We start from the raw sequence: 17,586 nt of genomic DNA, 5'->3' as shown, positions 1-17,586 counted from the left end.
GGCGGGAGGCTATCGGTCGGCGTCGGCCGGGCGCCCGGTCGGCGGCGGGCCGGACGCGGAGGGCGGCGCGGGCGCCGGCCGGTCGCCGGAGGGGCCGGCCGCCGAGCGGCCGGCGGCGAGCGGGTTGTCGAGCGCGAAGATCCGCATCGGGCGGCCGAAGCTGCAGGTCGCGTCGCGCAGCGGCTCCATCCCGAGCTTGCGCATGACGGCGATCGAGGCGGCGTTGGCCGGCCGCACGAAGGCGACCAGCCGTGCGAGCCGCAACCTCGCGAAGGCGTGGTCGCGCACCGCGAGCGCGCCCTCGGTCGCGAGGCCGCGGCCCCAGAACCGTCGCGCCAGCCGCCAGCCGATCTCGACGTCGCCCGGGCGCACGCCCGGCTGCCCGGCGCGCGCGACGCCGACGAAGCCGGCGAGCTCGCCCGAGTCGCGCAGCACCGCGGCGCGCAGGCCGTAGCCATGGCGCTCCCAGTGCTCGGCGAAGCGGGTCAGCTGCGCGGCCGCCTGCGCGCGGGTCAGCGGCTCGCCGGCGCCGATGTGGCGCATCACGTCGGGGTCTGCGCAGAGGGCGGCGTAGGCGTCGAGGTCGGCGGCGTCGTCGCGCCACGGGCGCAGCTCCAGCCGCGCGGTGAGCAGCGGGGCGGCGAGGCTGGAGGGGAACGCGCCGGCGCTCCCGCCGGCGTCGGCGCCCGCGCTCGCGCCGGCCGCGCGCGCCGTCCCGAGGACGCGGCCGCCCGCGCCGAGGACGCGGCCGCTGTCGCGCGCGGCGCCCATCAGTACGCCGTCGATCGGGAGCGCGGCCGCGGGACCGCCTTGTAGGCGGGGCCGCCGCCTCTCGTCCACAGCAGCTGGTCGACGTCGCGGGCGGTCAGGTCGGGGCGGGCGGCGGCGATCAGCTCGGCGACGTGGATCGCGCCCGCTCGCATCTCGACCTCCTCGGGGCTGTCGTGGGCGATCAGCTCGCCGGCCTCGATCCGCACGACCAGCGCGGGCTCGAAGCGGAGGATCCCGTCGAGCCGCAGCACGTGCGGGATCAGGTTGTCGGCGAACAGCGTCAGCCGGTCGAGGTCGGCGAAGTCGGCGACGCCCGCGAAGGCGAGGTCGGAGGCGGCGACCTGCGCGCGCTTGAAGAGCGGGACCTCACGGCCGCCGTACGGCGAGCGGTCGGCGAAGCACTCCCACGTCGCGAGCAGCTCGACGAGCGCGGCGGCGCTGTCGCCGGCCTGCTCGACCGGTCCGAGGAAGCGGCCGCCGTGGTCGTCCTCGATCCGCGCGCCGAGGTCGTTGAGCGAGCGCGCGAACAGGTCCATCAGCTCGTGCTCGGGATCCTGGCCGAGCGTCGCCGCGACCTCCGCCGCGGTCAGCTCGCGCAGCGCGCCGGCGCTCCAGGCGCCGTGCTCGGCAAAGCGGTCGCGCAGCCCGTGGGCGACGGTGAAGTAGCCGGAGCGGCCGTCGCGCTTGCGGATCGTCGGGAACCAGCCGGAGCCGAAGTTGATCGCGTCGAGCGTGAGGAAGAAGGCGGCGCGCAGCTCGGCCGGGCCGTCGAGCAGGTGGGCGTCGGGGTCGATCCCCGGGAAGCGCTCGCGCGGCGGCAGCGCCTCCGCGTACGCGGCGACCGCGTCCTGCTCGACGACGACGCGGGTCGCCTGCCCGGCGACCCAGGCGGCGCCGTCGCGGATCTCGTCGACCAGGGCCACGGCGGCGGAGGGTAGCGGGCGCGGCGGGCGATGCACGCGGACCGGCCCGACGGCACGACCGGTGCGGCGCGATCCGGCACGGCCAGCCGCCACGCAGCCGACGCCGGGCCGCGCCCGGCCGCCGCTCAGCCGGCCGCGAGCGCCGGCGCGGCGGCGGCCTCGTGCGCGAGCAGCCAGCGCTTCACGTCGAGGCCGTAGAGGAAGCCGCCGAGCGCGCCGCCGGTCCGCGTCACGCGGTGGCAGGGGACGAACAGGGCCGTCGGGTTGCGCGCGCAGGCGCTGCCGGCGGCGCGGATCGCGCGCGGGCGCTCGCAGCGGGCGGCGAGCTGGCCGTAGGTCTCCGGCGCGCCGGCCGGGATCGCCCGCAGCTCGCTCCAGGCGAGCCGCAGGAACGGCGTCCCCGTCGCGGCGACGGGGATCGCGTCGATCGCGGCGAGGTCGCCGCCGACGTAGGCGGCGACCGCGTCGGTGACGGCGCCCAGCTCGTCGCGTCGCTCCAACGACCCGTCGGCGAGCGCGGCGGCGAGCCGCGGCAGGCGGTCGGGGCCGATCGCGTCGAGCAGGCGCTCGGCGTCGGGCGCCCAGCCGCTGGCGACGACGGCGCCGTCGCCGTCGACGACGACGGTGAACGGGCCGGGGGGAGTGGGGACGGTCGCGGTCGCGAGGGTCATCTTCTCGCTCCTTCGTTGGCGTGGTTCGAGCGGGCCAGCACGGCCCACAGGTGAAGTGCGGCGTAGGCGCGCCACGGGCGCCAGCGCTCCGACAGCGCCGCCGCGGCGCGCGCGTCGTGGGGCTGGTCGAGCTTGGCGAGCGCGTGGCGGATGCCGAGGTCGGAGGCGGGGAAGGCGTCGGGGTCGCCGAGCGCGCGCATCGCGACGTACTCGGCCGTCCACGGCCCGATCCCCGGCAGCTCCACGAGCTGTCGCCGGACCTCGTCGCGATCGGCGCCCGGGTCGAGCACGATCTCGCCGCCGGCGAGCGCCGCGCAGAGTCCGACGAGCGCCCGCCCGCGCGCCCGCGGCATCGGCAGCTGCTCGGGGTCGAGCGCCGCGATCGCCGCCGCGGACGGGAAGGCGTGGGTCAGCGACGCCTCCTGCGCCGCGGCCCACGTCGGCAGTGCCTCGGCGGCTCCCCCCGCGGCCTGCGCCGGCGCGCAGCTCGTCAGCGCCTCGGCGAGCGGGGCGCCGTGCTCGGCGGCCAGCCGCGCGGCGATCGTGCGCGCGCCGCCGACCGAGACCTGCTGCCCGAGCACCGCCCGGACGGCCAGCTCGGCGCCGTCGGCGGCGCCGGGGACGCGCATCCCGGGCGTCGCCCGCACCAGCGGCGCCAGCAGCGGGTCGGCGGCGAGCGCCGCGTCGGTCGCGATCGGGTCGGCGTCGAGGTCGAGCAGCCGCCGGCAGCGCTGGACGGCGGCGCCGAGGTCGCGCAGGTCGGCGAGCCGCAGCGTGCAGTCGACGTGCTCGGCGCGCGGGGTGAGCGCGGCGATCCCGAGGCCGTGCGGCAGCGACAGCACGCGGCGGTAGGTCGCCGCCTCCGGCTCGTAGGACTCGACGCCGGGCACGGCCCTCAGCCCGAGGAAGCCGAGCAGCCCCGCGGCGTCGAGCGGCGGGCGGTGGCGCAGCCGCAGCGTGATCGCGCCGGTCGCCGGGCCGCCGTCCGTCCGGCCGCTGCCGTTCGCGCCGCCGCTGCCGGTCGCGGGATCGCCCGCCCCCCGGCCGTCGCCGGACCCGCTCCCTCTCCGCGCGCCCGCCGATCCGTCGCGATGTGCGCTGCGCAGCCGCAGCTCGCTCGGCGTCGTCGCGAAGACCGCTCTGACGCTCTCGTTGAACTGGCGGATGCTCGGGAAGCCGGCGGCGAAGGCGATCTCGGTGAACGGCAGCGCCGTCGTCTCGATCAGCAGGCGCGCGGTGTGGGCGCGCTGCGCGCGGGCGATCGCGAGCGGGCCGGCGCCCAGCTCGGAGACGAGCAGCCGGTTGAGGTGGCGCTCGCTGTAGCCGAGCCGCCGCGCGAGCCCGCCGACCCCGTCGCGGTCGACGACGCCGTCGGAGATCAGCCGCATCGCGCGGCCGGTCAGGTCGGCTCGCACGTTCCACTCGGGCGAGCCGGGCGACGCGTCCGGCCGGCAGCGCTTGCAGGCGCGGAAGCCGGCCCGCTGCGCCGCCGCGGCGGTCGGCAGGAAACGGACGTTCTCACGCCGCGGCGTGACCGCCGGGCAGCTCGGCCGGCAGTAGATCCCGGTCGAGGTGACGGCGGTCACGAACCACCCGTCGAAGCGCCCGTCCTTCGAGCTGACGGCCCGGTAGCACTGTTCGAAGTCCTCGACCACGACGTCGATGATGGCGGGCCCGGCCGCCCGGCACTAGTGGTTTTCGGACATGGTGGTCGGCGGGCCAGGCCCGGCCCCGCTTCAGGGCCACCCCGGGCGCCCGTCCAGCGCCTCCCCGCTCAGGCCGCCGGGAAGACCAGCGCCCAGATCCCGTCACGCAGCTCGTGCTCCAGCGTGGAGGGATCGTCGTCCAGGAAGCGCAGCTCGCCGAACGCGGTGACCGCCGTGTGGTACTCGCCCCGCTCGCCGCACGGGTGGAAGGCCGCCGGGTCGGTCAGGCCGTGCTCGGCGAGCAGCGCCCGCCCGGCGCGCCGCCCGAGGAAGCCGGCGCGGTAGACGTCGTCGCGCATCCCCGACACCGTCGCCACGATCCCCGCCGCGTCGAGGTCGTCGAGCAGCGCGAGCGGGTCGGGCTCGTCGGCCAGCGGCGTCTCCAGCGCCAGCCCGGCGGCGCCCAGCGCCGCCGGCAGCCACGGCCAAGCGGCGGGGGTGATGTCGCCGGTCACCACGCGCGTGACCCCCTCGGCGGCGAGCCGCGCGAACGCCGCCCGGTACGACGCCTCCCAGTCGGGCAGCGCGATCGGCACCCGCTCGTGCGCCAGCCCGAGCGCCCGCGCCTGTCGCTCCATCAGCCACAGCGGGTGACAGCGGAACGCCGCCTCGCCGTCGGCCGGCACGAACGTCACCAGCCGCGTGGCGGGATCGCCGAGCGCCCCGCTGCGCAGCCCCGCCGCGAAGCAGTCCTTGCCGCCGCTCCAGAGGACGGCGGCGCTCACGCGCCCGTGAACCGCCCGTCGACCTGGATCTCGACGCCGTCGGCGGTCAGGCGGCCGCCGTCGCGGAGGTCGCAGATCAGGTCCCAGTGGACGGCCGACTCGTTGACGCCGCCGGTCTCGGGATACGAGCGGCCGAGCGCGAGGTGGACGGTGCCGCCGATCTTCTCGTCGAAGAGGATCGCGCCGATCGGGCGGGTGATGCCGAAGTTGGTGCCGATCCCGAGCTCGCCGAGGCGGCGGGCGCCGGCGTCGGTCGCGAGCGTGCGGTCGAGGTACTCCTGGCCGCGGGCGGCGCGGGCGCCGACGACCTCGCCGTCGCGGAAGGTCAGCTCGACCCGCTCGACGTCGACGCCACCCGGCGAGGAGGGCACCGTGAAGCGGATCGTGCCGTTGGCGGAGGCCTCGTGCGGGCCGGTGAAGACCTCGCCGCTGGGCATGTTGCGTCTGCCGTCGGAGTTGGCCCACGTGCGGCCGCGGACGTCGAGCAGCAGGTCGGTGCCGTCGGCCTCGATCCGGACCTGGCGAGCATCCCTCAGCCGCTCGATCAGCTCGGCCTGGAAGGCGCCCAGCTCGCGCCAGGCGGCCGCCGGGTCGGGCCGGTCGAGGAAGAGCGCGCCGCGCACGAAGGCCCCGAAGGCGTCGAGGTCCATGCCCGCCTGCTGGGCGCCGGCCTGCGTCGGCCACAGCGTCCCGCACCAGCGCTTGCGCAGCCGCAGCTCGCCGAGCGGCGCGCGGGCGCGGGTCGCGCGCGACAGCCGCTCCGGGTCGACGCCGGCGAGCGCGCGCGTGTTCTCCGGCGCCTGGATCGTGAGGAAGGCGTCGGCCTGCTCGACCTCGGCGCGGGCGATCGACGGGTAGCCGTCGAGCTGCGCGTCGCGGGCGAGCGCGTAGAAGTCGGCGTCGACCCCGGGCAGCGACGGCCGCAGCAGCGGCCACGCCTCGCGCGCGAGGATCGCGCGCTGCAGCGAGCGCAGCAGCGGCGCGGCGAGCGTCGTCGAGCGCACGAGCACCTGCTGGCCGGGCCGCACGTCGAGGCAGTACGCGGTCAGCAGCTCGGCCATCGCGTCGGTGTCGGCGTCAGTCCAGCGCATGCGGCCACCTCCGGGCCTGCGAGATCGAGCCTCCGGCGCGCGCTCGCGACGGAGGCCGTGCGGGCGCGAGCGCTGCCACCGTCAGGGCGCTCTCATGTCGGGGAACCACTCGGCGAGGTGCTCGCGCAGCGTGTCGCGGATCCAGCGCCGCTCGTCCTGCGAGGCGAAGCGGTAGCGCGCGAGCAGCTCCTTCTGCTTCTCGATCGGCACGTCGTGGATCGTCCAGCGCACCGCGAGCCGCTCGAACAGGAACTCGACGGCGCGCTGCCAGGCGTCCTCCTGCGAGAGCGGAGAGCCGCCGACGACCTCGGCGTACTGGCGCCGCGTCGCCGGCGTCAGCGCGCCGCGCAGGGTCAGCACGTTCCCGTCGGGATCGGCGTAGTCGGTGGTCGGCGCGACCAGTCTCTCGGCTCTGTCGCGCTGGCGGCTGCGGCGGCCCATCGCCGAACAGGCTACTGCGCCGCCGCGCGCTCCAGCTGGTCCGCGACGTCGCCGGTCAGCGGCTCGCCGTGGCCGCACCAGGCGGTCGCGGGCCGCAGCGCGGCGAGCTTGCGCATGCTCGCGCGCGCGTCGTCGGTGCTGTGGTTGAACGCTTCGTGCGGCACGCGCAGGGCGCCCGGGACGCCGGTCTGCGGGTCGAGCGTGTAGAAGCAGTCGCTGACGAGCGCGAGCCGGTCGGACGCGCGCCACAGCCCGATCAGCCCGGGCGCGTGGCCGGGCAGGTGGACGACCTCGAAGCCGGCGACCTCGTCGCCCTCCTCGACGGTGCCGGCGACCTCCAGCGGCCCGCCGTCCCAGATCGGCAGCAGCCGCCCGAGCAGCACGCGGCCGTGGGCGTCGAGCTTGCGCTTGTCGAGATAGTGGGCGCCGCCGTCGCCCTCGGCGTCGGCGCGCTCGAGCGGATGGCAGAAGACCTCGGCGTCGAGGCCGGCCGCCGCGCCGCGGTGGTCGGCGTGGGAGTGGCCGAGCACGATCCGTCTGATCCCGCCCATCCGCGCGCCGGTCGCGGCGAGCGCGTCGGTCATCGCCTTGACGCCGGCGTCGAACATCACGACGCCGCCGTCGTGCTCGAGCAGGTAGACGTTCATCACCTTGCGCGGCAGCCCGCCGCGCACGAGCCAGACGCCGTCGGCGATCCGCTCCGGCGCGTTTGCCGCGAGCATCCGCGCCACGCGCGTGCGGCCGTTGACGAGCGCGGCGAGCCCGCGCTCCTGGCCGGAGTCCCTCGGCGGCAGCACGCCGAGCTGGCGGGCGACGTCCATCCCGTCGAGGTAGGCGTCGTTGCCGGCGATCAGGCCGTCCTCGACGCGCACGACGTCGACCGCCTCGAAGCTGACGCGGGCGCCGTTGGGCTCGAACCGCTGGAAGCGGCCGGGCCCGGCGAAGGTCGCGGTCATCCGCCACCGGACCGCGCAGCGCTCGGCGTCGGCGGTCGTCGAGAGGATCTCGACCGCGAGGTCGGGGAAGGCGGCGAACAGCTCGCCGAAGTACGCGCGCACGCCGTCGGGCGCGACGAGGTCGGCTTGGCCGTGGAGGCGGTCTATCCCGCCCGGCTGCCAGCAGGCGGCCATCGCCTCGGGGTCGCGCGCGGCGACCGCCGCGAAGTATCTGCGCGCGACCGCCTCGGTCGCGGCGGCGGCCTCAGCTCTCCTCGCTGACCCCATGCTCTCTCCTCGCTCGGGCGTCTCGCCGGCCGCTCGCGCGCTCGCGGCGGCCCGACTGGCTGGACGGCCAGCCTATCCGGTCGTGACGATCCGGATCGTCACTCGGCGGTTGAGCGCACGGCCCGCGAGCGTGTCGTTGGAGGCGGCCGGCCGCGAGACGCCGGCGTTGCGGACCTCGACCCGTCGCGGCCGCGCCGCGCCGCGGCCGGGGAGCAGGAGGCGCGCGACGACGCGGGCGCGGCGCTCGGCGAGGCGGCGGTTGATGCGCCGGTCGCCCGAGCTGTCGGCGTGGCCGACGACGCGCAGCAGCCGGGCGCCGCGGACCTGCCCGCGCAGCCGCTGCAACCGCGCGCGGTCGCGTGCCGACGGCGTCGTGCAGCCGGCGCAGAAGCGGATCGTCGCGGTCGTGACGACCCGTCTGGCGCGCGGCCGTCTCGGCGCCGCTCTGCCGGGCGCGCTCGGCCGCGGTCTTGACACCGCGCCGCCCGGCCCCGGCACGTTCGGTCCCGGCTGTCCCGTCGCGGGCTCGCCCGGCCCGGGCTGCCCCGGTCCCGGCTCGCCCGGCCCCGGATGCCCCGGCCCCGGATGCCCCGGCCCCGGCTCGCCCGGCCCGGGCTGCCCCGGCCCCGGTTCCCCGGGCCCCGGCTGCCCCGGCCCGGGTTCGCCCGGTCCAGGTTCGACCGGCCCCGGCTCGCCCGGTCCCGGCTCCCCGGGCCCAGGCCCGCCCGGCCCCGGCTCCTCCGGCCGGTCGTCCAGCACCTCCCAGCGGTGCTCCGCGGTCGGCGAGAGCGCGCCGTCGGCGGCCCGCTGGCGGACCGACAGCACGTGCGGGCCGACGTCGAGCCCGGCGTAGGTGCGGGGCGAGACACAGGCCGACCAGGCGCCGTCGTCGAGGCGGCAGTCGAAGGTCGCATCGGCCTCGCCCGCGAACGTGAACGTCGCGGTGCGGGCTCTCGTCGTCGCCGGCGGGCCGCTCAGCGACGGCGCGGACAGCGCCGGTCGCACGATCTCGGTCGGCGCCGAACGGAGCGTCGTCGTCCCGGCGGCGTTGGTCGCCGTCGCGGTCGCCCGCAGCCGCCGGCCGACGTCGTCGGCGCCGAGCGTCACGGTCGCCGCGGTCGCGCCGTCGATCGGGGCGCATCCGCTCCCGGCGTCGCAGCGCTCCCACTGCCATGCGACCGCGTCGGCGTCGGGCGACCACGGCCCGGCGGTCGCGATCAGCGTCTCGCCGGCGCGGGCGCGGCCGGCGACCGACGGCGCCGGCCCGGCCGGCGTCGCGAACGGCAGCGTCACCGTCTGCGTCCCCGGGGCGACCAGGTTCTGACTGGCGCCTTCGGAGAAGGCGACCGAGAAGCTGCGCGGTGCGGTCGCCGCCGGATCGTCGAGCAGCGGGACGGTGATCGTCCGGGTGGTCTCGAGGTCGTCGAAGTAGAGCGGCTCGTTGTACACCGCCGTGTAGTCGCGCCCGGCCTGCGCCGTCCCGTCGACGGTGCTCCACCGCAGCAGCGCGCGGCGTCCGCTGCCGGCGTCGGTCCGTCTGACCGTGATGCGGGCGAGGGCCCCGTCGACCTCGACCGCGGCGGAGAAGCGCATCCAGTCGAGCGTCGGGCCATGGCAGGCGACGTAGAGGTCGCCGTCGCGTTCCACGATGTCGTACGGCCCGCCCTGGCAGGCGGCGATCGCGTCCGGGATGCTGCCGTCGGAGAAGCCGGCGCGCGCGGTGGAGGCGGCGACGGCGCAGAGCAGGACGGCGAGCGGGAGCGTGGGGAGCAGGCGCAGGCGGGAACGCATGAGGCGGCGCACCATGACCGCCATGGCGCCGACGCGCCATCGTGGAATCCATGCATCGGCGCTAGCGTGCTTCGTGGAAGCCCCGATGTTCCAGTTCGACGAGCACGATCCCGCGCATGCGCCCGGCCCCGTCCACCCCGACGCCGCCGCGCGCGTCCACGCCCTGCCCGGCGGGCGCGCGGCGGCGCTCGCGCTCGCCGGCCGGCTCGAGGAGCTGACGGCGCGCCAGCTCGCCGCGCTCGCGCGCGAGCTGCCCGAGTGGACGGTCGAGCGGCCCGACCTGCGCGAGCCGGAGGAGGCGATCGCACGCGGCAGCCTGCGCGACCAGCTGGAGACGCTGCGGGCCGGCGACCCGCTGCCGCAGACCTGCCCGCCGTGGGATCGCGAGCTGGCGCGGCTGGCCGTCAGCGTCGCCGCGCCGCTGGGCCCGCTGATCACGACCTATCGGACCGGCTCGGCGCTGCTGCTCGACGCCTGGATGGAGGAGGTCGAGCGGCTCGACCCCGCGCGCGACCAGCGGCTGGCGCTGCTGCGGGCCGGCTCGCGCTTCTTCAGCTCCTACGCCGGCTGCCTCTCGAAGCTGATGATCGTCGCCTACCGCGACGAGCGCGAGAACGCCCGCCGCGGCGAGCGGCAGCGGCGGGCCGAGATCGTGCAGGCGCTGCTCGCCGACCCGCAGGCCGACGCCGGCGGCCTCGGCCACGAGCTCGACGGCCACCACCACCTCGCGCTCGTCGCGTGGGGCGACGACGCCGCGGCAGCCGTCACGGCGCTCGCGCGCGAGCTCGACCGCGCGCCGCTGCTGGTCGAGCAGGCGGAGGGGACGTGGTGGGCGTGGCTGAGCGGGCCGCGACCGCTCGACCGCGCGCTCGCACGCGAGCGGCTCGCCGCGTGGCGGCCGCCGCCCGGCACCCGCGTCGCGCTCGGCGGCGAGCAGCCGGGCCGCGAGGGCTTCCGCGGCTCCCACCGCGAGGCGCGCGACGCGCACCGCGCCGCGGTCCGCCGCGACGAGCCGGTGACGCGCTACGCCGACGTCGCGCTCGAGCTGCTGGCGAGCGCCGACGAGGCCGCCGCCCGCCGCTTCGTCGCCGCCGAGCTGGGCGCGCTCGACGACGGCCGGCCCGGCGGCCGGGCCGTCGTGCTGCGCGAGACGCTCGCCGCGTGGTTCGCGACGGGCCACAACGCCGCGGCGACCGCCCGCGCCCTCGGCGTCCACGAGCAGACGGTCGTCAACCGCCTGCGCGCGGTCGAGCAGGCGACCGGCAGCCCGGTCGCGTCGCGGCGCGCCGAGCTGGAGACGGCGCTGCGGCTGCGCCGGCATCTGGAGCGTCGGCGCGCCGACGGCGTCGCGGCGCTGCCGTCGCCGCCCGGCTGAGCGGGTGGCGCGTCGGCGCGCGCATGCCTCGCGCCACGCGACCGCCCCGCTCGCCTATATGGTGGGCCGAGCATGTCCGAACCGGTGCGCAAGCGGGAGCTGGGTCGCGGCGAGCGCGTGCTGGCGGGGCTGTGGCGCCTGCGCCTGCCCCTGCCATGGCCCGGCGTGCCGCATTGCAACGCCTGGGCGATCAGAGCCGGCGACGGGATCGTGCTGGTCGACTGCGGCATGCACGAGGAGGGCTCGATCGAGCAGCTCGAGCGGGCGATGTCGATGGTCGGCCTGGCGATCGAGGACGTGCGGCTGCTCGTCTGCACCCACGCCCACATCGACCACTACGGGCAGGCGGCGACGATCGTCGACCGCACCGGCTGCGAGCTGTGGATGCATCCCAGCTACGAGCACGCGACGCGCTCGTTCGAGGATCCCGAGCAGGCCTTCCAGCGGCGGCTGGAGATCGGCCGCACCAGCGGCGTGCCGGAGCTGGTGCTGCGCCGCTACGCCGAGATCGCGAAGGAGCAGAAGCCGGGCATCGCACGCGTGGTCGCTCCCGACCTGGCGCTGCTGCCGGGGATCGAGATAGAGACCGACCTCGGCTTCTGGCGCGTGATCGAGACCCCGGGTCACGCCCCCTCGCACGTCTGCCTCTTTCAGCCCGAGCGCCGCATCCTGATCTCCGGCGACCACCTGCTCGGCCGCATCTCGCTCTACTTCGACTACGGCTGGACGCCCGACCCGGTCGGCGAGTTCCTGCGCTCGCTCGACGCGATCGAGGCGCTCGACCCGCTGCCCCGCCTCTGCCTCGCCGGCCACGCCCGGCCCTTCACCGACGTCGAGGCGCACATCGAGGCCAACCGCGAGCTGGTCGCCCAGCGCGTCGCCGCCGCGGCGGTCGCGATCGAGGGCGCGCCGCTGACGGCCTACGAGGTCGTCCCCTACATCCACGGGGAGGACTCGCTCCACGCCGCGGCGTGGCTGCTGTCGGAGACGCTCTGCTACCTGCGCCACCTGGAGGCGATCGGGGCGGCCCGGCGCGAGCCCGGCGATCCCGAGCGTTGGGTCGCGGTATGACCGCCCCCGTCGGCGGCGCGGCGCTCGACACCCTCTTCCAGACGATGCGCGCCTTCTACCGCAAGGAGGCGCCCGCGGCGCCCGGCGGCGCGGCGGTCGAGCTCGACGGCCTGTCGGCGTTCGTCGCCCCCGGGGCGCCGACCCAGTCGATCCTCAACTGCGTCATCTACGACGAGCTGGCGGCGCTGGAGGAGGCGCTCGGCGAGCTGGCGGCCGTCTACCGCGACGCCGGCGTCACGCACTGGATGGTGTGGACGCGGCCCGGCGACGAGGAGGGGCCGCGGCTGCTGAAGGCCGCCGGCCACCTGCTCGAGTACGAGCCGATGGCGATGGCGCTCGAGCTCGACGCGCTGCGCGCGCCCGGCGACGGCCCGCCGTTCCGGCTCGACCGCGATCCCCATCCGGTCGAGATCACGACGCTCAACGAGCGCGCCAACGGCGAGCTGCCCGGCACCTTCGGCACCGCCTTCACCGGCCTGCGCGAGCCCGGCTTCCACCGCTACGTCGCCGAGCTCGACGGCCGTCCGGCCGCCTGCCTCGTGACCTTCGACGACGGCGACAACTGCATGGTCCAGTGGGTCGCGACCGACCCCGTCGCGCAGCGGCGCCGGCTCGCCGGGCGGCTCCTGCACGCCGCGCTGCTCGACGCGCGCGAGCGCGGGATGCGGACCTCGACGCTGGAGTCGAGCTACGAGGGGCAGCGCCTCTACGAGGGACTTGGCTACGCGCCGCTGGGGCGGCTCGGGATGTGGCTCTGCGGGGATCCGCCGCCCGAGCTGTCCTAGACTGCTTCTCCCATGCGCATCGACGAGATCATCGCCGCCGGCGGGGAGCCGGTCTTCTCCTTCGAGTTCTTCCCGCCCAAGAGCGAGGAAGGGGAGGCGAGACTGTTCGCGGCGCTCGAGGCGCTGCGGCCGCTGGAGCCGGCGTTCGTCTCGGTCACCTGGGGCGCGGGCGGCTCGACGCGCACGAAGACGATCGAGATCGTCTCGAGAATCCGCGACAACCACGACCTCGAGGCGATGGCGCACTTCACCTGCGTCGGCGCCACCCGCGACGACCTGCACACCGCGCTGAAGCAGATGCGCGCGGCCGGGATCCAGAACGTGCTGGCGCTGCGCGGCGACCCGCCGAAGGGCGAGACGACCTTCAGACCGACCGAGGACGGCCTCGCCTACGCGAGCGACCTCACGCGGCTCGTCGCCGAGGGCTACCCGGAGATGTGCCTCGTCGGCGCCTGCTATCCGGAGGTCCACACCGAGGCGACCGACCGCGAGAGCGACCTGCGCCACCTGAAGGAGAAGGTCGACGCCGGCGCGCGCGTGCTGATCACGCAGCTGTTCTTCGACAACGCCCACTACTACCGCTTCGTCGAGGATGCGCGGGCGGTCGGAATCGACGTGCCGATCGTCCCCGGGATCATGCCGATCATCTCCGCCGCGGGCGTCAAGCGGATGACCGCGCTCGGCGGCTCGACGATCCCGCCGGCGCTGCTGGAGGCGCTGGAGGCGCGCGCCGACGACGAGGAGGCGGTCGCCGAGCTGGGCGTCGCCTACGCGACGCTCCAGTGCGCCGAGCTGCTGGCCAACGGCGCGCCCGGGATCCACTTCTACACGATCAACCGCTCGCCGGCGACACGCGCGATCCTGTCGGCGCTGCGGCTGCAGCGGCCGTGGGAGAAGGGCGCCGGCGCCGAGCCGGCCCTGAAGGTCGCGGCCGGCTGACGGCCGGCCGCCGCGCCTGGTCGCGCGACGGCTGGCCGGCAGCGTGCGAAGCGGTCAGCCGCCGACGCCCGCCAGCGTCGGAACGCACGGCGGCGTTCTGGCGTTGGCCGGGTCGAGCGCGTTCAACGTCATCCGCAGCGCCCGGCGGTCGTACGCGATGCCGAGGTGCTCGGTGAAGTTGACGATGCAGCCGCTCTGGAGCGTGATGTTGGTCGCGCCTCTGAGGAAGGCGTTGGTGTACGGCGTCACGACCTCGTCGTAGATCGACGCGATCACGGTGTAGTCGACGCCGGCTATCGTGTCGCCGCCGGCGTCGAGCGTTCTGTTCATCCACGAGCCGGCGCGCTGGTCCTCGAGCGCGGGCGCGCCCGCGGAGAGGATGCCCGAGACGCCGGGGATGAATCTCCCGAGCGTCGAGAGGCCGAGCAGCGTCGTGCCGTGGTTGGAGGGCGCGAGCCCGACGAGCGTGTGGACGCGCGCCGGCGCGGTCGGGTCGAACTTGAGGTACCAGCGGGGCATCATCCCGCCCTGCGAGTGGCCGACGATGTCAACCTCTCTCGCGCCGGTCGCGCTCAGCACTCTGTCGACGAACCCGGCCAGCTCGATCGCCGAGTCGGGGATGCTGCTGAGGCCCTTGAACGGCCCCGGGAGATGCTCCCCGTAGTTGAGCGCGAAGACGCACCAGCCGTTGTTCTTCAGCAGCGGCGACAGCGCGCCCCAGTTGATGCGCTTGTTCTCGACCGTGCCGTGGACGAGCACCACCGGGCGCGGATGCGCGGCGCTCGGTCTGCACGACCAGTCGTTGGAGCCGGCCGGATCGGCGTTCGGCGCGAAGGTCCCGGCCGCGAGCGCGGTCGGGAAGTTGTAGACGACCGGCAGGTCGGCGCGGGCCGACTGGGCCGTGAGCGCCGCGACGAGCGCGACCAGCGCCGCGAGCACGGCGATGCGCGCGCGACGGACCGCCGTCGCGCGTGACGAGTTGGACATCCCCTTCCTTCCTGTTGAGTGAGCAGCGGGCTCCCCGGTACCCGGGGTCCAGCAGAACACGACCGTTCAGCAGGAATCAAGTGTCATGACCGAATTCGGACACCAAGGGCGCCGACGCCTCGGCCATCGGTCCACTGGACGTCAGCGCTCGGCCTTGCAGGGGGAGAGCGACGCGGGCGCTCAGCCCCGCCGCTCAATCCCGGCCGCTCAGCCCCCGGCGTCGTCGACGCCGCCGTCGCGCGGCGGCGGCTCGACTCTCAGCGCGTGCGCGACGAGCGTGCGGCCGTCGCGCTCGTAGCGGATGTCGACCGTGTGGTGGGCGCGGTAGGTCCCTATGCCCCAGGCGCCCCAGAACCAGCGCCAGAACCCGAGTCTGCCCTCCTGCGCCAGCGGCCGCTCGAACAGCAGCAGCCGATCGGCGACCTCGTAGTCGTCGCCCGCGCGCTGCAGCACGCCGTTCACGTAGACCTCGAACGGCGGCTCCAGGTCCGGCGGCAGGTGAACACGCCAACGCTCCATCCCGGGCGTATTATCACCGCTGCCGACGCCTCCATGCGACTGCCCCCCACGCAAGCAGCACGGCGACGCCCGCCGCGCTGACGAGCAGGCCGGTCCGGAGTCCGGGGACGACATAGCTCCATCTGACCTCATGTCTGCCGGGCGGAACGACGACGGCGCGGAGAACGAAATCGGCACGGACCGCTCTCGCCGCCACCCCGTCGATCGTCACCTTCCATCCCGGCGCCCACGCGTCGTCGATCAAGACCAGCGCGCGCGAATCGGTCTCGGTCTGCAGCGTGACGTGCGCGTTGCCCTCGTCGACGACCCGCGCGGTGCCGCTGCTGGCGAGCTCGGTCGCGGAGCGATCTCCGCCGACGTCGTCGGCACCGACCACGATCGTCGTGCGCGGGTCGAAGGCTGGGTCGAGGACGGCGGCGAACTCCTCGTCCTCGTCGGCCGCAAGCACGACCCTCCTCGCGACGAGGGCACGCGGCGCGACGAGCTCGTTGCGATAGACGGTCGCGTCGTTGCCGTCGTAGACCTTGCGCAGCAGTGAGCCTCTCTCCTCGTGGAGCGCGGTTCCCGGCCGGGTGACGACATGTCCGGCGCCGAGCATCCCGAGCACTCGGGTCGACTCCGGGCTGATGCCGGCGAGGTCGAACGGTGCCCAGCCCTCCTGGGCGGTGTTGAGCACGCTCCACAGACGGAAGAAGCGCAGGCTCGGTTGCGGCGCGTCGTAGCCGCGGACGTCCCGCAGGCCGTAGTGGGTCGACCAGTCGCTCGCGAGCGTGTACTCGGTGCCCACTATCCGGCTCTCGTCAGCGTATCTCTGAAGGTATGCGATCGCCGGCGTGCGGGGCGGGATCACCTTCTCCTCCGGGCCGATCGGCTGGTAGCCGGACGCGAACGTGACCATGTCGACCGCCGCGAGCGCGACGATCGCCGCGCCGACGAGCATCGGCCTGCGTCGGCGCTGGAACGCCAGCCAGATGGCAGTCAGGGCTGCGGCCAGCAGCCCCCAGCGAAGCACGCTCGCCAGCGCGAGCGAGCCTGTCGTGTCGGCGGCGAAGCGGTCGGTCATCCGGCGCAAGGCTCGTCCGAGATCGCCGCCTGCGAGATCCGCGTCGCCGATCGTCGCGACCACCGCGAGGGCGGAGAGGCAGAGCACGCTCCACGCTTGCACGCGGTGCTTTCCCTTCAGGAGACGATCGAGGCCGAACGCGGCGAGGATCGCGACGCCGAGCAGGAACCACAGCAGCAGGCGCTGGTTCTGCACGTGGTCGAAGAGCGGCAGCGCGTTGACCGCATCGCGAACCGGTGCGACGTCGAACGCGACCGCGAGCCCGACGGCGCCCAGGGCGACGAACGGCGCTTTTCGGCGCCACCCGTCGGGGGAGATCAGCGCCGCCATCCCGAGGATCGCGGCGATGGCGCCGGCGTAGAGCGCCCGCTCGTTGTAGTTGCCCGGCCCGGCTATGACGCCCTCGCTCGGGCGTCCCCACCAATCCGGCAGCAGGATCGCCCGCAGTGCGTCGGCCGACAGCGTCGAGCCGGGCATGCCGCTCGCGCCGCCGCGCCGCGCGACTTCGCCGGCGGTGCCGCTCGCGGCGAGCTGGGCAGGCAGCAGCACCACGGCGGCCGCGAGCGTGCCGGCGCCGAGGGCCGCGCCGACCGTCGCGATCCGGACGAGCCTGTCGCGACGTGCGAACTCGCGCTCCGCGATCAGCCGGACGGCCGCGTAGAGGAAGGTGAACGCCAGCACGTGGAGCTGCGTGCCGGGGTGGCCGCTGAGTTGGGTGACCGCGACGACCGCACCGAGGAGCGGTCCGTCCGCCGGCCGGCCGCGGCGGACGATCCGCTCCGTCAGCCACAGCAGCCATGGGAGCATCGCCGCCGCCGAGACGTGGGCGCCGTGACTGAGCCAGACGACGTTGAACGAGCAGAGCGCGAACGCGACCCCCGCGAGCATCCCCGCCCAGAATCCGAGTCGCAGCTCGCGTGCGAGCAGATACGTGCCGAAGCCGGCGAGCCACAGCTTGGCCGCCGCCGCGACGCCGAGCCCGTAGTTCAGGGTGAGGATCCACAGCGGGAGGCTGAAGGGGCTGAGCCATGCGACCGACGCGTTCGCCCACAACGGGGTTCCGGCGAAGGCGTGCGGGTTCCAGGCCGGGAACGTTCCGGCGTGCAGGAGCTCGCGAGCGAGGCCGTCCCATGGCAGGTACGACATCGGCACGTCGCTCAGCAGGAGGTTGTCGTATTGGTGCAGGTCGGGTGGCGCCGCGGCGGCCCAAGGGGCGAACGCGTAGAGGAGCGCCGCGGGCGTGAGGACGCCGCCGCCGACGAGGGCCGGCCAGAGATAGACGAGGACGAGCAGCGAGAAGCAGGCCGCGGCCGTCGCGGTCTGATGCTCGGCGAGCGTGTCGACGGTGCGTTGAAGGCGGGGTGCGACCGAGCGACTGAGCGGACGTGCGCGCACGTCGGCCGCCGCACGTTCCCCCGGACGTGCGCGAGAAGCCATTGCGCTTAACTACCAGAATTCAAGAAGAAGCTGTCAGAAATAAAGTCGCGTCGCGATGCGCGTTCGTC

The 17,586-nt window shown here is 75.4% G+C and carries 16 protein-coding genes; 4 read left to right on the top strand and 12 right to left on the bottom strand.

Features of this window, described 5'->3' with window-relative positions; all coding sequences use genetic code 11:
• Window positions 1-9: 9 nt before the first annotated feature.
• The 9 genes from BDZ31_RS14050 to BDZ31_RS14010 form a co-directional block, all read right to left on the bottom strand.
• Window positions 10-771 (bottom strand): GNAT family N-acetyltransferase, encoded by a 762-nt coding sequence (locus BDZ31_RS14050; RefSeq protein WP_183342957.1) that lies wholly within the window; start codon window positions 769-771, stop codon window positions 10-12.
• Window positions 771-1,694 (bottom strand): queuosine salvage family protein, encoded by a 924-nt coding sequence (locus BDZ31_RS14045; protein ID WP_183342956.1) that lies wholly within the window; start codon window positions 1,692-1,694, stop codon window positions 771-773. The genes BDZ31_RS14050 and BDZ31_RS14045 overlap by 1 nt, the downstream gene beginning before the upstream one ends.
• A 125-nt stretch (window positions 1,695-1,819) precedes the next feature.
• A complete protein-coding gene (locus tag BDZ31_RS14040) occupies window positions 1,820-2,365 on the bottom strand; it encodes a methylated-DNA--[protein]-cysteine S-methyltransferase (RefSeq protein WP_183342955.1) in 546 nt (181 codons plus the stop codon).
• Complete coding sequence (locus BDZ31_RS14035) at window positions 2,362-4,020, bottom strand: AlkA N-terminal domain-containing protein (RefSeq protein ID WP_183342954.1); 1,659 nt, start codon at window positions 4,018-4,020, stop codon at window positions 2,362-2,364. Before BDZ31_RS14035 ends, BDZ31_RS14040 begins: the two co-directional genes overlap by 4 nt.
• 119 nt (window positions 4,021-4,139) lie before the next feature.
• Complete coding sequence (locus tag BDZ31_RS14030; protein WP_183342953.1) at window positions 4,140-4,796, bottom strand: Dph6-related ATP pyrophosphatase; 657 nt, start codon at window positions 4,794-4,796, stop codon at window positions 4,140-4,142.
• A complete protein-coding gene (locus BDZ31_RS14025) occupies window positions 4,793-5,887 on the bottom strand; it encodes an aminopeptidase (protein ID WP_246345156.1) in 1,095 nt (364 codons plus the stop codon). The genes BDZ31_RS14030 and BDZ31_RS14025 overlap by 4 nt, the downstream gene beginning before the upstream one ends.
• Before the next feature lie 81 nt (window positions 5,888-5,968).
• Window positions 5,969-6,328, bottom strand: coding sequence for a hypothetical protein (locus BDZ31_RS14020; protein ID WP_183342952.1), 360 nt, complete (start codon window positions 6,326-6,328; stop codon window positions 5,969-5,971).
• 11 nt (window positions 6,329-6,339) lie between these two features.
• The gene (locus BDZ31_RS14015; protein ID WP_183342951.1) at window positions 6,340-7,551 is read right to left on the bottom strand and encodes a nuclear transport factor 2 family protein; all 1,212 of its coding nucleotides are present in this window, start codon (window positions 7,549-7,551) and stop codon (window positions 6,340-6,342) included.
• 72 nt (window positions 7,552-7,623) lie between these two features.
• Window positions 7,624-9,342 carry a Calx-beta domain-containing protein gene (locus BDZ31_RS14010; protein ID WP_183342950.1) on the bottom strand — a complete coding sequence of 573 codons (1,719 nt, stop codon included), beginning with the start codon at window positions 9,340-9,342 and terminating at the stop codon, window positions 7,624-7,626.
• 73 nt (window positions 9,343-9,415) lie between these two features.
• Here BDZ31_RS14010 and BDZ31_RS26020 point away from each other — a divergent pair, with 73 nt between their 5' ends.
• From BDZ31_RS26020 to metF, 4 genes are all read left to right on the top strand, one after another.
• A complete protein-coding gene (locus tag BDZ31_RS26020) occupies window positions 9,416-10,717 on the top strand; it encodes a helix-turn-helix domain-containing protein (RefSeq protein ID WP_183342949.1) in 1,302 nt (433 codons plus the stop codon).
• A gap of 72 nt (window positions 10,718-10,789) precedes the next feature.
• Window positions 10,790-11,788, top strand: a complete 999-nt coding sequence (locus BDZ31_RS14000; protein ID WP_183342948.1) for an MBL fold metallo-hydrolase — start codon at window positions 10,790-10,792, stop codon at window positions 11,786-11,788.
• Window positions 11,785-12,573 (top strand): GNAT family N-acetyltransferase, encoded by a 789-nt coding sequence (locus tag BDZ31_RS13995; RefSeq protein WP_183342947.1) that lies wholly within the window; start codon window positions 11,785-11,787, stop codon window positions 12,571-12,573. The genes BDZ31_RS14000 and BDZ31_RS13995 overlap by 4 nt, the downstream gene beginning before the upstream one ends.
• Before the next feature lie 12 nt (window positions 12,574-12,585).
• Window positions 12,586-13,512 (top strand): methylenetetrahydrofolate reductase [NAD(P)H], encoded by a 927-nt coding sequence (metF, locus tag BDZ31_RS13990; RefSeq protein ID WP_183342946.1) that lies wholly within the window; start codon window positions 12,586-12,588, stop codon window positions 13,510-13,512.
• A gap of 54 nt (window positions 13,513-13,566) precedes the next feature.
• Here the strand turns inward: metF and BDZ31_RS13985 are convergent, their stop codons facing one another.
• From BDZ31_RS13985 to BDZ31_RS13975, 3 genes are all read right to left on the bottom strand, one after another.
• Complete coding sequence (locus BDZ31_RS13985) at window positions 13,567-14,499, bottom strand: esterase/lipase family protein (RefSeq protein ID WP_183342945.1); 933 nt, start codon at window positions 14,497-14,499, stop codon at window positions 13,567-13,569.
• A gap of 207 nt (window positions 14,500-14,706) precedes the next feature.
• Window positions 14,707-15,018: a hypothetical protein gene (locus BDZ31_RS13980; RefSeq protein WP_183342944.1), complete on the bottom strand. Its 312-nt coding sequence runs from the start codon at window positions 15,016-15,018 to the stop codon at window positions 14,707-14,709.
• A gap of 13 nt (window positions 15,019-15,031) precedes the next feature.
• Window positions 15,032-17,518: a glycosyltransferase family protein gene (locus BDZ31_RS13975; protein ID WP_183342943.1), complete on the bottom strand. Its 2,487-nt coding sequence runs from the start codon at window positions 17,516-17,518 to the stop codon at window positions 15,032-15,034.
• Window positions 17,519-17,586: the final 68 nt, after the last annotated feature.

Origin of the sequence: Conexibacter arvalis (assembly GCF_014199525.1) — a bacterium.
Taxonomy (GTDB): Bacteria; Actinomycetota; Thermoleophilia; order Solirubrobacterales; family Solirubrobacteraceae; genus Conexibacter; species Conexibacter arvalis.
Note: the sequence above shows the minus strand (reverse complement) of the source record. Positions and strands in the feature narration are given on the sequence as shown.

Excerpts from the sequence above, each read along its gene's own strand:
- BDZ31_RS14050 (WP_183342957.1), bottom strand. The coding sequence starts at position 771 with ATGGGCGCCGCGCGCGACAGCGGCCGCGTCCTCGGCGCGGGCGGCCGC.
- BDZ31_RS14040 (WP_183342955.1), bottom strand. The coding sequence starts at position 2,365 with ATGACCCTCGCGACCGCGACCGTCCCCACTCCCCCCGGCCCGTTCACC.
- BDZ31_RS14025 (WP_246345156.1), bottom strand. The coding sequence starts at position 5,887 with ATGCGCTGGACTGACGCCGACACCGACGCGATGGCCGAGCTGCTGACC.
- BDZ31_RS14020 (WP_183342952.1), bottom strand. The coding sequence starts at position 6,328 with ATGGGCCGCCGCAGCCGCCAGCGCGACAGAGCCGAGAGACTGGTCGCG.
- BDZ31_RS14015 (WP_183342951.1), bottom strand. The coding sequence starts at position 7,551 with ATGGGGTCAGCGAGGAGAGCTGAGGCCGCCGCCGCGACCGAGGCGGTC.
- BDZ31_RS14010 (WP_183342950.1), bottom strand. The coding sequence starts at position 9,342 with ATGCGTTCCCGCCTGCGCCTGCTCCCCACGCTCCCGCTCGCCGTCCTG.
- BDZ31_RS14000 (WP_183342948.1), top strand. The coding sequence starts at position 10,790 with ATGTCCGAACCGGTGCGCAAGCGGGAGCTGGGTCGCGGCGAGCGCGTG.
- BDZ31_RS13995 (WP_183342947.1), top strand. The coding sequence starts at position 11,785 with ATGACCGCCCCCGTCGGCGGCGCGGCGCTCGACACCCTCTTCCAGACG.
- metF (WP_183342946.1), top strand. The coding sequence starts at position 12,586 with ATGCGCATCGACGAGATCATCGCCGCCGGCGGGGAGCCGGTCTTCTCC.
- BDZ31_RS13985 (WP_183342945.1), bottom strand. The coding sequence starts at position 14,499 with ATGTCCAACTCGTCACGCGCGACGGCGGTCCGTCGCGCGCGCATCGCC.
- BDZ31_RS13980 (WP_183342944.1), bottom strand. The coding sequence starts at position 15,018 with ATGGAGCGTTGGCGTGTTCACCTGCCGCCGGACCTGGAGCCGCCGTTC.
- BDZ31_RS13975 (WP_183342943.1), bottom strand. The coding sequence starts at position 17,518 with ATGGCTTCTCGCGCACGTCCGGGGGAACGTGCGGCGGCCGACGTGCGC.